This is a genomic window from Nitrosomonas sp. (genome assembly GCF_040256045.1).
Taxonomy (GTDB): Bacteria; Pseudomonadota; Gammaproteobacteria; order Burkholderiales; family Nitrosomonadaceae; genus Nitrosomonas.
In genome coordinates, this window is record NZ_JBDZWD010000003.1 from 80760 (window position 1) to 94735 (window position 13976).

Consider the following 13976-nt stretch of genomic DNA (forward strand, 5'->3'; position numbering starts at 1 on the left):
ATGGACATGGCTAACGACACTCCCTGTATCCCCTGCGGCTTGAGCAAGTTTTCACGCAATCACTACTTCAATGGCAAGCTGCTGGTCGAGCGCGATTTTGTCGACGAGCAGGTCTATCACATCGCCAAGCGGCGGCTGCTCAACAATGTCCTTCACGGACATGGTACGGTATGCGGACTGATGCTGCGCCAGCACCCCTCACCGGATTGCCAGCCTCACTACATTTATGTGGAACCCGGTGTGGCGCTGGATTGCTGCGGTCGCGAGATCGTGGTGACGCGCAATGAGCCGATCCACATCAGTGCGCTGGTCGAGGAAGCCGGGCTGGAACTGGATGGAAGCCAGGACCTGTTCGTTGCCATCCGCTATCGGGAACACCTGGCCGAACAGGTTCCGGTGATTCTTGGGGATTGCGATTGTGCAGACAGTCAGCAGGCTGCGAACCGCATCGACGAGTGCTTCGAGTTCGTGGTGTTTGCGCGCGATCCGGGTGAGGTGCCCCTGGTCAGGCCGCCCTCCGATGCACGACTGGACTGGCTGCACACCATTACCCTGGCTGAGCAGACGCCCGCAGCAGTTGCGGTGGACAATCAGCTGCAGCAGATCTATGTCGCGGCACTTGGGGAGTCTGAGGGAGCCAGCGCCAGGATCTATGTCTATCGTGCCGACAACCACGATCTCATCACCGCGTTGAACGCAGGCAGCGCCCCCGCTGATCTGATCGTGTCCGCGCTTGGAGAGTACGTTTTTCTTGCCGACAGCAATCTGGGGCCTGACGGTGCCGAGCCGATGACGGGCATCGCCATCTACAGGGAAAGTGACATCCGCTCCAATCCTGATCCTGCTGCCTACCTCGACATTGGTGAGCCGGTCCGGCTGGCCGTTTCGCCGACGACGGGTGCACTGTTCGCGTTGAAACTGGAGTCCGGCGAACTGCAGGCGTGGTCGGAAACCGATCTGCTGACCTGGCTTGGTACCGATGCAGGCGATGGCTTTCCTGATCCGGCCGGGCCGAGTGTTTCCCACAGCACTTCCTTGTCAGGATTCAGTCCCGGTGCCGGGGCTGACAGTGTTGGCGCCAGCATTCTCCGGATCAGCGCCAATGGCCTGTATGCCTTTATTGTCGATCCTGGCGCAGCGGGTGATGCCTGCGTTCATGCGGTCAGCATTGCGCGACTCTTTGCCAACGAGGATGCGGCCGCGATGATTCCGGCGCTTCCCGGAGTCGGCGCCAGCGAGCGCGGCGTGGCACTCAGTACCAGTCTCGCTGATGCTGATTTTGTGTTCCTGCTGACTGCCGAAGAGGACACGGGAATCGCGCGCCTGCGCCGCTTCCAGTGGCTGCGCGACAGTCATGAACTGGTGCCCAGCGGGCGCGGCGGGTTCTGGCAGGGGCAGCCGAAGGACCTGGCCATGTCTGCCACCGAGAAATGGGGATACGTGGCACAGACTGTCGATTCATCGGGCGAAGCGCAAAGCCGGGTCGCTGTCATCTCTGTTGACGAGGTGATCAGCGTGCAGGGAGGCGAGGAGGTACCGGCATTGAGCAAGGACGTGCACCTCAATGGCAGCGTCCTGTTTTCGCGTCTGAACGTCGTGGGGCGCAGGCTCTACGTTGCCTCCGCGGACAGTAACGAAGAAACGGAGCCGCAACGTGGCCTGATCGCGGTTCTGGATATCGAGGAAGCCGATTGTGCGCAGATGTTCCTGGAGGCGGTCGAGGGCTGCCCGGGTTGTGCAGAAGAGAGTAACCATGGCGCGGTCATCCTGGGCCATCTCATCGCCTATGAGCCAGGCCAGGCCATGCTGGAGCCGGCGAACGCCCAGGAAGATGACGCCGAAATCGACAACTTCACCTATCGCAGACTGGTGGTCAGTAACCAGAAGTTGATGGAAGTCATCCACTGTATGCTCGATGAAGGCTTTGCCTCCGGCCTGCCCGGCCCGCGAGGGGCACCTGGCCCTGAGGGGCCGCAAGGGCCACAGGGCGAAGCGGGTGCCGACGGCGCTGATGGTGCCGCGGGGCCACAGGGCGAACAGGGTCCGCAGGGACCTGCAGGTACTCCCGGAACAGGCTACGAACCCCCCAAGGTCGCGCATATCACTGCTCTGAACTGGCTGCATGATGTCTTCAACGGCGAAGGACTGCATGGCCCTGATGGATTCGATTTCAAGGGAGCCAGGGTACTGGCGCTGTCCTTTGACCGGGATGTCTTCCATCGCAACGTGATCAGCCTGCCCAGAGAGATCGAGGATGCCGCGGGCAACAAGATCATGGCGGGCATCTCCCGGGCCTTCGAGGCCTATGTACTGGAAGAGCGTTTTTTACCAGGTACGGAAACCAGGGTGCAGGACTGGCGGCTGCTGTCCACATACTGCATCCCCATCGTCGATGTGGCCGAGGAACCGGTAGTGCTGGATTTCGAACGCAGCTCCGCCTTCATCAAGAACTACAAGGCAATCAACAGCAAACTGGAGGACGGGATCTGCAGAGGGTTCGCACTGATCATAAACGAAAATCTGGGGGACAACGGCATCCATCTCCGGGTGGTCTTCCGGGGTGATTTCGCGATGGATCAGGAGCAGAAACTGGCGGTGGACGCCAATCATGTAAACGGCAGCCTGCCCTCTGGCAATGGTACCCCTGGCGGGGTTTTTGAAAGCTGGTTGTGGATTGGCGAAGACGCCTGATTGCGGCAGGAGAAACCGGTATGGCCAATAACAGCTCCAAGAATCTCAGAACCTACAGTTCCGGTCTCAAGCGTCCGCGCTACTTCGATCGTCAGCAGTTGCGCGCTGCTGATCTGACGCTGGAACAACAGTATCTCTCCACCCGCAGCAGGGAACTGACCCGCCATCTGCATGGCTGGGGGGTGGTGGGCGGAGCATTTGTCAGGCAATCGGAAGCAGCCGTCGGTCTCAGTGAGGGATTCGCTATCACTCCTCTGGGTGATGCACTGCATATTCCTCGCATCGACGACATCGATCTGACTGCGCTGGTCGAGAACAGCTGCTGCGGTGCGCCAGGCAGTGACTGTGAGGATGTCCGGCCGCCTGGAGAGAGGGAGGAGGATACCCTTGCCGGACGTCGCGTCTATCTGGTGGCTCGGCCCACGCTCCTGCCATCGGATCCGCGCACCGGAATTCCGGAGGACTGCGGGCATCCGGGCAATCAGCTGGAGTATTCGCGGGAGTGCGATGCCATCACCCTGGCTATCGTGTGTGAGCTGACGCCTCCTCACGATGCAGAACCGCTGCAGTGTGAGAGTTGGCGCGAACTGTTCTGTCCGGAGTCGCGTTCCAGCGAATATGGGGAACTGCTCGAGAGGCTGCTTCCTCTGCCTGAAGCAGTGAGCGAGGAGTCGAACTACGTTGTCCTGGCAACACTGGATGTCGTGTTCAACCGCGAAGAAGGCAAGACTGTGCCGCAGATCGAAGCCGTGAGCTACGAGGATCGGCGACTGCTATTGCCGGTACAGCTGCTGCAGCGCTATCTGAGCTGTTTCTGCTCCACGCCTGCTCCTACGCCCACACCCACACCGACCCGCACACCCACGCCAACACCGACATTCACGTCAACGGCCCCGCCTGTCACTCGCACGCCGACTCCTACGGCCACCTTTACGCTGGTACCCACCCTTACGGCTACCCTCGTAACCATGACGCCAAGCGTCAGTGCCACTTTCACGCTGGTCCCCACGCAGACAGCGACCTTCTTCACCCTTGCACCAACACCGACGCTCTTTACCCTGGCGCCGACAGATTTCACCAGGGGTCCTTTTACTCTGGCTCCTTTCGACCTGGGCCTCGATATCCGCGAGTACGACACTTTACGGGGGCTGGAAGCACCCATCACCACCCTGGATGGATTGGACGCTGCCAATATCAGGGAACTGGGCGGGATGGGCATAAGCTCCGTGGCTGAACTCTATGCCGCGGATACCACGGCAGTGGCGGAGCGGCTGCAGATCTCGGAGGTGCAGGTAGTCGAAATCAAGGATAACGCCCGCGACAGCATGAGGCGGGCCGAGCCGATCGGCCTTGACGCGAGCCGCTTCGACATCGACAAGGGGGTGGCTCTGAAGCCAGAGGAGGTGCGCAATATCGGCGTTGCCCGGGCCGGGCTGCTGCGCGAGAGTGGCTACACTTCAGTGGCCGATGTTGCCAACGCCACTCCTGGCAGATTGGCCGGTGTGCTGTCGGTCACCGAGAACCAGGCGCTGGCCATCATCAATGATGCTCAGGTGAGAATCACACGATGAACATCGGTCAGCCTGTCGTCAGTCTGGTAATCCCCACGCACAATGAAGGGGATGATGTGCTTGCCACTGTGGATTGCATCCTGCGCAACTCGCCGCGGGAGATCCAGCTCATCGTCGTGGATGACGGCTCTACCGACCATAGCGCGGCACGTCTGCAGTCGCTGGCGGAGCAGGGGCACATTGAGTTGCACAGAGGAAAGCGACTTGGCGCGATCGGGGCCCGCAACACCGGTGCGGCAATGGCGAGGGCCGGCATCGTCGGGTTCATCGATGCTCACTGCTACACACCGAAAGGGTGGCTGGAGCCTTTGCTGGAGGCCTTCGATCGTCACGCCGATGTGGCGGCGCTCAGCCCGGTGATTTCCTGCACCAGGAACCTGGATGCGCGCGGCTATGGTGCGACCTGGATCGACGACGAACTGGCCATGCACTGGCTTCCCTTCACGGCGCAAATGAGCGACGTGCCATTCATTGGCGGTGCCGGCACCTTCGTGCGCAAGAAAATCTTTGATTCCCTCGACGGTTTCGATGCCGGCATAGTGCAATGGGGCTACGAGGATGTGGAGCTCAGCATACGGCTGTGGCTGTTCGGCCACCGTGTCGTGGTGGTGCCACAGAGTGTCATTTACCACAAGTTCCGCACCCACTTCCGCTACGATCTGGATTTCTCCGAAGTGCTCTACAACAAGCTGAGGCTGATTTTCATGCACTTCGATGGCCACAGGCTGCGCAGGCTGCTGCGACATCACCTGCAATATCCGTCGGCCGAAAAAGGGCTGGCACGCCTGTACCATGACGGCAGTGAGGCGCGGCGCGATGCGTTGCTGGCTGCCAGGGTGCAGAGCATGGACAGCTTCTGTGACCGCTTCCAGTTGGTGACCTGAATGATGAACAGGATACGCATCGGCGAGCTGAAGAATCAGTGCCGCTTCCTCGGCAGTCAGGAGGACGTCGCGTTCCTGGCCAGTGAGCTGCGGCAGCTGTCCACGGCGGACCTGCCTGCTGCCATCGGTGACGCAGTGAGTCGGCGGCTCGATGCCACGCTGAACAGGGAAGGAGTCTATCGCATCCGGCGTTTGCGTCTGAATCTGGCACTGACGCGCAGGGAGTTTTCCACACGCAACCTCGGCGGGCTGCTGGCGGAACAACTGGTGGAGGCGCTGCGCAGCCAGCTGGAACAGCCGGGAGAAGATTTCGCCTACTTCCCATCGCAGGCGGAGTTCATCGCCCAACTTATGGGAGACCTGCTGCTGCGTGAAAGCAGGAACCTGTGGATGTATGAGAACTATCTGGCATTGCGACACCTGATACCGGAAGAAGCGGTGGTCCAGCTGCTGTTGCCACGCAAGGATGAGTTGGGCGCTTTGCTGGCATCCCTGCAGCGACGGGGTGTGCTGGCAGTATTGTTGCGGGAACTGAGTCTGAGTCAGGCCGGCCAGCTATGGCGGCAATGGCTCGGGGCGGATATTACAGGCATGTTCCAGGTCGGCGTTGTGCCGGAACCGGATGATTTGGTTGCGGCACAGTCATGGCTGCTGCAGGTCGGCGATGCTGCAACAGAAGCGAGTACACCTTTGCTGCTGGTGACTCTGCGGCATTCCCTGCACTGCCTGGCCGGCTCACAGTGCCAGGTCTCTCTCGAAGCGGTGCTGTGGGCAGCCGCACAGCGGCTCTTCCTGTACCGCTACCCTGAACAGGTTGCTGCAGTGCTGGCAGATACCGGGGAGCTGCATGGCGACGGCGGGCCTGCGGCAGCGCAGGCGTCGGTGAGCAACGCGGGCTATGTGGACTCCATTCTGCAGGATCTGCGGCGCTGGGTGTCCGGGTCGAAACAGCGCCGTGCCTATGTCCTGGGCATTGTGCGACAACTGTGGCCGGACAATGTGACTGGGGTGGCGCAGATCGTCGCGCAGACGCCAGGTCTCCGTGTCGATGGCTCCAGGGAGCGACTCCTTTACAGTCGCAGGGCAGGGCTGGTGCTGCTGCTGCCGATGATCATCAGTCTGCGACTGCATGTGTGCTATACGATGGCGCAGTTGCGTGGCGCCCTGTGGGCGGCAGGGGCAGCGGAGGGCGAGGAACACTCGCCGGAGGAAGACTGGGTAGGGCAGTTGCTGCCGGATGCTCCCCAGGCGGTGCCAAGCATGGTGTTGCCAGCCGGGTGGCGCCTGGGTCTGAGCGCGGAGAGGCAGAGCCGGATTGAGCATTGGCAGGCAGCGGGAAATGTCCGGCAAACGCTGGCCCAACTGCTGCTGGCACAGTTCGCGGCGCGGCTGAGCGGGCTGCAGCACAGCAGCGATGCCTATCTGCGCAGCCAGTTTCTGCACTGCGGTGGTTATTTCATCTTCGACGGAGCGCAGATCGTCGCCCGGCTCGACAGTATTCCCCTGTTCATCGTCCTGCGCATGGCGGGGCTGGCGGGATGGCACGAGGAGCTGCCGTGGTCAAAACGATCTTTTACCATAGATATCCCGTCGTGACAGACAGAATGATGACAGATCGGGCAGCGGAGGTACGTCCATGAATACACAGGCAAGGGGCATCGACAGTTCCTTCGACAGCGGACACCCTGACAGGCCCTATGCAGGCGCCAGCGAGTACCTGCGGGACCGTATGGCACTGCTGTCGCTGAAACTTCACCGCGAAGTGCTGCTGATGCGGGCTGTCCGCGGGAATGAGCGCCAGGAGTCCTTTCTTGGTCTGTTTATCTCGGACCAGGACATCGATGCCTTGCTGGCGGAGCTCCATGGCAGCGTTGTACACGACTTCCCGGACGGCGACAGCCTGTCTGCGCGGATGGACAAGCTGCACAGGGCCATGCTGGTCCGGCTGTCGCTGGGAGGCCCGGCGCTGCCGCATCAGCGTCTGGCCGAAGCCTTTGCCCTGCAGGGTCACGAACTGGATCTGCTGCTGATGGCGGTGGCACCCGAGCTGGACAATCGCTTCGCCCGGGTATTCGGTTTTCTGCACGATGACGTGTCACGCAAACGACTCTCTGCCGGCCTGGCCCTGCAGTTGCTGGGAAGTGGAGATGAACTGGCGCTGGCGCTGCGCCAGAGCCTGCATCCGGACTCACCGCTGTTGCGCTTCCGCCTGCTGCAGGTGCTTGATGACGACAGTCACACACTGTTCAGCCGCGGGCTGAAGCCGGATAACCGCATCGCGAGCTTCCTGCTGGGGCTTGAGCAGAGGGACGAGGAGCTGGCGGAGGTCATGATCCGCTCCTGGTCGTCTGTGCGGCTGACCCTGAGGGATGATGCCTGCACCCGCTCTGCTGTGGATCTTCAGGCGCAGTGGCAGGCACGGCCTTCGCCTCTGGTGCTGGAGCTGGCGACAGGGGCCGATGTCGATGTCTGGTTGATGTTGTTCTGTGGCCAGGCCGGCCTTGGTGTGATGACCATCGACTGGCCCCGACTGGTGGCCATCGAGCCATCGCAGGCGGCCAGGGTGTTGCGCAAGGCTGTCAGGGAAGCTCATCTGAGCGGGATCCTTCTGCACCTGCGCGACGTGGATGATCGGCAACCGCGGCTGTATGCGCTGCTGATGTCACTGGCCACCCCCTTGCTGTGTCTCTCCTCTGCGCGGGCCCTGCCCTTGCAGGAAATGGCTTTGCCTCCCCTCGGGACGAAGGTGGTGTCGCTGTCCGCAGCCAACAGGCTGGCATGCTGGCAAGCCTCTGTCCCGGAGGGTGTCGCTCTTGATGAAGGGCTTTTGCAGACCTGTGCCAATCGCTACCCCATCGGTGTCCGCGCCATCGAACATGTGTGTCGTCATCTCCCTGCCGCTCCGGCCGACCAGTCCGGGACAGGTGACGCCCGCGAGTCAGTGATGTCTGCAGACCCGTTTCCCCTGGCGTTGCGCCGCGCCTGTCGTCAGCAGGTGGGAGAGCGTATGCGCGATGTGGCGCAGCGCATCGAGACCGGCTTTGATTTCAGTGACCTGGTGCTGCCTCCGCTGACCATGATCGCGCTCAGGGAAATCGTCGAACGCCAGGCCAACACGACAACCGTCTTTCAGGACTGGGGCCTGGGGAGTGTCTTTCGCCAGTCGGAGGGGTGCGCGGTGCTCTTTGTCGGGCCCTCCGGTACTGGTAAAACCATGGCGGCAAGCGTGGTGGCGAATGAGCTGGGGCTGGACATGTACCGGGTGGATCTTTCCGGCGTGGTGAGCAAGTACATCGGCGAAACCGAAAAAAATCTGGAACGTATATTCACCGCTGCGGCCCAGTCAGAAGTGGTCCTGTTCATCGATGAGGCGGACGCCCTGTTCGGCAAGCGCTCGGAGGTCAAGGACGCCCACGACCGCTATGCCAATATCGAGGTCAGCTACCTGCTGCAGAAAATGGAAGAACACAAGGGCGTGGTGGTGCTGGCAAGTAACTTCTGCCAGAACATCGACGATGCTTTCTTCCGGCGCTTCAGCGCGGTGGTCGAATTCAACTCACCCGGGGTGGGTGAGCGGCTGCGTCTGTGGGAGAAGCTGCAGCAGAGCCGCACTCCGCTCGCGGAGAATATCGATCTGCTGTTTCTGGCTGAACGCTTTGAACTCTCCGGCGGGCATATCCGCAACTGCATCATGACAGCTGCCTTCCAGGCGGCCGCTCAGGCAGAGGCACTGAACATGCAGATGCTGATTCGGGCGGTGAGTCGCGAATACGCGAAGCTCGGCAAGCCGATCAGCAAGAACAGCTTCGGCGATTACTATGCTGCGGTCCGGCGTGAGTCGGCAGGAGGGTGACCGGTGATCATCCATTGGCACCTGCTTGCCGAACAATTGCAGCAACATGGGGAATCGCTCGAAGAAGAACTGCGCAACGACGTGACAGTCTTGGCGGGACAGGCGGAACAGGGCATGGGGCCAGCTGAACGGACGGCTTACCCGCAGGAACAGGACGTCCTGCACCGCCTGCGCTCGCGCCTGGGGAACTTCGCCCTGCAGCAACTGCTGGCAGGGCAGCCTGCGGAGGCGGCAGAGCCGAAGGAGCAGATGGTGCAAGCCCGGCCGGTCGAACCGAAAGAAGTAGAAGAGCCGACGACAGCCACACCTCGAGCACCCGCAGAAGAGCCGGATGTCGCGGCGGTCCCGGGTCGTCGTGCGTCGCTGCTGCTGCGGCAGATACTGATTGGCTTGCCGGACCTGCCCGTCCCCATGCTCGTCGAGTTGGCGGCCCTGGTGGAGCAGGCGCCGGCGCTGACGACTGACATCGTGGAGGCGCTGCAGAGGCGCATCAATGACCTGACCCCCGCTGCCCGCGATGAGTTGATGAAACTGATCGATCACCTGCCGCGATCCGTGCTTTCCGGCTCCCTGATGGCGGCACTGCTCGCCCGACTGCGGGCGACCGCACCGCCGCCTGTTGCACCGGCAGCACCGGCAGCACCGGAGGAGTAGGAGCATGACCACGCCTGCCACGACCTCTGCTCCCCGCGAGAGCACGACAGCTTCTCCTGGACCCTCTGCCACCCCTGCAGCGACAGGCGCCGGCGCTGCGCCTGCGGGTCTGAGCAATGCGGCCTTCGCCAGGGCGGTAGAGGGAGGGGGTTACTTCCTCGATTTTGGCCCCGGCATCACCATCAATCCCGAAGAAATGAGCGCCAGTGTCAACCTGCAGGACAAACCGCAGCTGTTGCCCGGCGTCCTCCTGCGTGAGCTGCGCTACGACCAGCGGCGCCGGACCGCCACAGTCATCGGTGATGTCACGGTGCCGCATCTGAGTTCACCGCGCAATGGCCTCAGGATCGGCATCGATCTCGAAGGCAGGCCCACCCTCGACACCACACTTACCAGCGATCTGCCGATGTTCCGCGACAAGACTCTGCGGATAGTGCTGGATGAGCAGCGCAATCTGACCGCGACGCTGGAGATTGCCCCTGCCGATCTGATGCCGGCCAGAGGCATCCGCAACCTGACGGTCACGGGTGGCGGCACCTTCCAGTTGCGGAATGGGAAACTGGGCGGCAACCTCGAGGCTGACCTGGCTTACGACAGGCTTGGCAGTGGCCACCTGACCTTCAATTTCACCGGCGAAGGCCGCGCCTCCGGCAGCGGAGACTTCCACTTTACCCAGGACTATCTGGCCGGCGTCACCGCCACGATGGAAGTCGACGAGAATGCCAACCTGAAGGCGGATGTCACGATTCCGGTTGCCGATATCCAGACGCCGATTCCGGGGCTTGCCGTGACCGAGGGCAGCATCCGCTTCAGTATGGACAACAGCACGCCGGGTGGTGCCCTGGAAGGACTGCGCATGACCTACAACGGACTGGGTGACGCCACGCTCAGCGCCACCATCCGCAGCGGCCAGTTCAGTGGTAACGGGCGCTTTGCGGTGACCCTGCCGGAGCTGGCCGAGGTCAACGGTCGCCTCAACTACGTCAACGGGGTACTGACCGGGGGGGTGACCATCCAGTCGCGCAACTTTCCTTCGGCGCTGCAGGTGCGCGAGGGCAGCATTACCGCCACCCTGACAGAAAGCGGCGACATCGATCTGGCTGGCGAGGCCACCATCCAGTTGGGGCCGGCCGGCACGGGGCAGCTGCGCGCCTCCCGTGAGAACGGGCTGATCACCATCGGTACCACCATCATGCTGGAGAACATTCCCGGGTTGCAGAGCGGCAGCTTTACCCTCGTGTTCACCAGCGAGGGCAAGGTCGAGGGCGAGGCCGACATCGCCGTGGACGAATCCCTGGTGCCGGGGCTGTCAGGAACGGTGCACGTGGAATATCGGGACAATCTCTGGTCCGGGGAAACCGAGATTGGCTACAGCCGCGATGACCTCACCCTGGAGGGAAGCATTACCGTGGGCGTGCGTCAGACCGAAGAGGGCACCCTGGTGTTCCACGGAGCAGGCGACCTCACGGTGCAGATCATTCCCGGCATCGAAGGGTCAGCCGGCGTTGTGATCGACGAGGAAGGCAGCGTGGTGCTGACATTCGCCATCACCCAGACCAAACCCTACGAACTGTTTCCGGAAGAGCGAAGGGAGCGGGAGATCGTCAATATCAGCCGCAATATCCCGCTGTGGGCAGGCATCGTGGTGGCGGTCATCCGCATCCGGGCAGGGGTCAGGGCTGGCGTGGGGCCGGGACAGATCCGCAACTCGCGCATCGAAGGCACCTGGGAGATCACTGACGAGGCGCCGCCGGATTTTTCCATCAGTTCAGAATTCTACATGCCTGCCTTCGTGGAGGGATATGTGGGCTTCGGGGCGGGTCTCGGGCTGGATGTGTTGCTGGGCTCCCTCACCGGCGGCATCGAAGCCATGGCGACGGCGGGCATCTATGGTGCCATCTCGGTAGTGCCTCAGCTCAGCTATGAAAACGGCGACTGGATGTTCGATGGGACCGCGACGCTGGCCGCCGGGGCCCGGCTCAAGTTGAGTCTCAATGCCTGGGCAGAGATCGAGGCATTGTGGGTGACGGTGTGGGAACGCAGCTGGGAGCTGGCTTCCCATACCATGCCGATCGGTCCTGATCTGGTATTGCGCGCCAATGTCTCCATGAACCTGAGCAACCCCAGTGTGCCAGAGCTGACTTTCGAGACCTCGGATGTGGACAGCGAGGGGCTGATCGACAGTGCCATGCCGGAAGACGGTCCTCCGTCTGCCGGTACACGCGAGGCGCTGGAGAATCGCGCCGAATGGTCCGGCCGCTCGCGGACGCCGGGGCCGGAGGCGGATACCGTCCCGCCGGATCTGGCCAACCAGGCCAACGAGACGGAAGCCGCGCCCGAGGTTCCACCACGGCCACCGGAACGCACCAGCCCGCCTCCTGGAGAGAGTATGGAAGGCGTCCCCGCTACGGATGCGGCGGCGCGGACGGACGCGCCTGCGCAGGACGAAAGCGTCGGCCTCGACGGCCCGCGGGAGGTGGCCGTGCCCGACTCCGAAGTGCTCGGCGCCGACGAGCCCAGGTTCCCCGGTCCCATCACACTCGCCATTCTGGATGAGCCGCCCATGCTCATGCCCCGTACCGTCGCCCAGGAGAACGAGGACCTGAACGCGGCCAAACAGGTGCTCGCACTGGCGTCGAGGCAGTCGGAGGATTCCGAACAACTGGCGGCCTGGTTCGAGCCGATCCAGCGCCGTTTCCAGTTGACCAGCATCGGCTATATCGAGCGGGGAGAAGACATACTGGTGCGGCTCGCCATCAATCCGGTGGAGGAGATCCACGAGAGCGGCGTGCTGGCCAAGGACGTGCGGCTCTGGGAAACTACCATCACCCATTCCGGCGGTGCGCTGTCAGGGAGCTCCGACAGGGTGGGCATGGTGATGGAGGCCACGGTACTGGGGCCCGATCACCCCGCCGGCGACGCTCCGCTGGGACAGGCGGATCTCATGGGACAGCTGCGCACGGCGACAGGCCCCTCCAACCAGAAATACGTGCGCGGCCATTTGCTCAACGATCATCTCGGTGGCCCCGGCAGTGACGAGAACCTCTTCCCCATCACCGACTCGGCCAATCAGGCCCACGAACGCCAGGTCGAAAGCCGGGTCAAGGAATGGGTGAACGGTTACCGCTACTGGGTGTACTACAAGGTGGCGGTGTCGGTGACGGAAACCGAACTGGCGGGCGTGGACAAGCGGGACAGCAACAAGGTGACGGCGAGCTTCGTCTGCGAAGCGGCGGTGCTGGATCTAGAGGGCAACAAGCGCAACGCCTTCACCCGCACCATCGTGTCGGTGTGCAATGCGCCCCGGCAGGTCGACGATCCCCTGGGCGGGGCGGAAGTGGAGGGCCTGGAGCCCCGTCCGGAAGATCTCGCGGCCGACATCAATCCCAGTGGTCGCGAGGAGTACAAGACCTATCATCTGAATGCGCAGATCTACAGCGACGTTGCCGGTGCCCTGGGGCGTGGCGTGGCCGCCGAGCGCATTCGCGAACGCCTCGTTTCAATCCCCAGGATGAGCGAGTCCAAGTTGAATGTCCTGTTCAAGGCATTCCGTTGTCCAGGAGCGCCGGCCAGCGATATCAGCTGGTTCCTGAGTAGAGAAGAAAAACCACAGATCTCACGCATCAATGAGATGGCGACAGCCATCCATAGTGCGTTGATGAATCTCGGTTGAAATGTGCTTCTGACATATTATCACTGTGGATAATGAGTCTTAATCTGTCTTCCTGCTCTATGAGATTTGGAAGTTTGGTTGTAAAGTCAATTGATACACACTACCTTTTATCAGCTATAGCCTACGTCACATAAAATGATTCTATTTTAAAGAGTTGCTCGACGGTTTTGTTTTGTTGTTTTCTGATTGCTTTGGTTTGAGCCCATTTGCGCTCAATAGGATTAAGATCAGGTGAATACACTGGCAGATATTCAAGCGTATGTCCGGCTTGTGTGATTGCATTTTGAATATCCAGCCTCTTGTGAAAGGTCGCGTTATCCATGACCACGACTGACGCTGGCGGGAGTTTTGGCAACAGATCGTGTATCGTCCAACCGAAAAAAGTATCTGCATCGATATTGCTTTCGAACAATCCTACCGTCAGCAGACATTTATCGATCAATGCGCCGATGACATTGACACGACCTCTGGCGTGCCAATTACACCTGCCGTGACACCGCTTGCCAATGGGCGCGTACCCGTGTGTTCGTGGCATATCGTGAGCAAAACCACTTTCGTCAATATAGACGATGACACGGTTTTGAGCTTGATACGCTTTAGAGCGTTTTTCTTCTAATTGGAATCGAAGAGATTCCCCCGTGAGTTAAAAT

The 13976-nt window shown here is 61.5% G+C and carries 8 protein-coding genes; 7 read left to right on the forward strand and 1 reads right to left on the reverse strand.

Translation table 11 applies throughout. The annotated features are described in order from the left end of the window. Positions 1-6 precede the first annotated feature (6 nt). Genes ABUL11_RS01325 through ABUL11_RS01355 form a run of 7 tightly spaced genes read left to right on the forward strand, consistent with a single transcriptional unit; the run spans position 7 to position 13326 of the window. Positions 7-2691 carry a YncE family protein gene (locus tag ABUL11_RS01325; RefSeq protein ID WP_350282063.1) on the forward strand — a complete coding sequence of 895 codons (2685 nt, stop codon included), beginning with the start codon at positions 7-9 and terminating at the stop codon, positions 2689-2691. Positions 2692-2711: 20 nt separating this feature from the next. Next, positions 2712-4262, forward strand: a complete 1551-nt coding sequence (locus ABUL11_RS01330) for a helix-hairpin-helix domain-containing protein (protein WP_350282064.1) — start codon at positions 2712-2714, stop codon at positions 4260-4262. Then, on the forward strand, positions 4259-5146 hold the full coding sequence (locus tag ABUL11_RS01335) for a glycosyltransferase family 2 protein (RefSeq protein WP_350282065.1): 888 nt from the start codon (positions 4259-4261) through the stop codon (positions 5144-5146). The genes ABUL11_RS01330 and ABUL11_RS01335 overlap by 4 nt, the downstream gene beginning before the upstream one ends. Further along, a complete protein-coding gene (locus ABUL11_RS01340) occupies positions 5147-6742 on the forward strand; it encodes a hypothetical protein (RefSeq protein WP_350282066.1) in 1596 nt (531 codons plus the stop codon). Positions 6743-6782: 40 nt separating this feature from the next. Next, positions 6783-8999: an ATP-binding protein gene (locus ABUL11_RS01345; protein ID WP_350282067.1), complete on the forward strand. Its 2217-nt coding sequence runs from the start codon at positions 6783-6785 to the stop codon at positions 8997-8999. Positions 9000-9002: 3 nt separating this feature from the next. After that, positions 9003-9653: a hypothetical protein gene (locus ABUL11_RS01350; RefSeq protein ID WP_350282068.1), complete on the forward strand. Its 651-nt coding sequence runs from the start codon at positions 9003-9005 to the stop codon at positions 9651-9653. 4 nt (positions 9654-9657) lie between these two features. Next, positions 9658-13326 (forward strand): translocation/assembly module TamB domain-containing protein, encoded by a 3669-nt coding sequence (locus ABUL11_RS01355; RefSeq protein WP_350282069.1) that lies wholly within the window; start codon positions 9658-9660, stop codon positions 13324-13326. Positions 13327-13447: 121 nt separating this feature from the next. On the opposite strand, the gene ABUL11_RS01360 is transcribed toward ABUL11_RS01355, so the two are convergent. Next, on the reverse strand, positions 13448-13897 hold the full coding sequence (locus ABUL11_RS01360; protein WP_350282073.1) for a transposase: 450 nt from the start codon (positions 13895-13897) through the stop codon (positions 13448-13450). Positions 13898-13976: the final 79 nt, after the last annotated feature.

What these genes read in the sequence shown, in the direction of transcription:
- ABUL11_RS01325 (WP_350282063.1), top strand. Translation starts at nt 7, where the DNA reads ATGGCTAACGACACTCCCTGTATCCCCTGCGGCTTGAGCAAGTTTTCA.
- ABUL11_RS01330 (WP_350282064.1), top strand. Translation starts at nt 2,712, where the DNA reads ATGGCCAATAACAGCTCCAAGAATCTCAGAACCTACAGTTCCGGTCTC.
- ABUL11_RS01335 (WP_350282065.1), top strand. Translation starts at nt 4,259, where the DNA reads ATGAACATCGGTCAGCCTGTCGTCAGTCTGGTAATCCCCACGCACAAT.
- ABUL11_RS01340 (WP_350282066.1), top strand. Translation starts at nt 5,147, where the DNA reads ATGATGAACAGGATACGCATCGGCGAGCTGAAGAATCAGTGCCGCTTC.
- ABUL11_RS01345 (WP_350282067.1), top strand. Translation starts at nt 6,783, where the DNA reads ATGAATACACAGGCAAGGGGCATCGACAGTTCCTTCGACAGCGGACAC.
- ABUL11_RS01355 (WP_350282069.1), top strand. Translation starts at nt 9,658, where the DNA reads ATGACCACGCCTGCCACGACCTCTGCTCCCCGCGAGAGCACGACAGCT.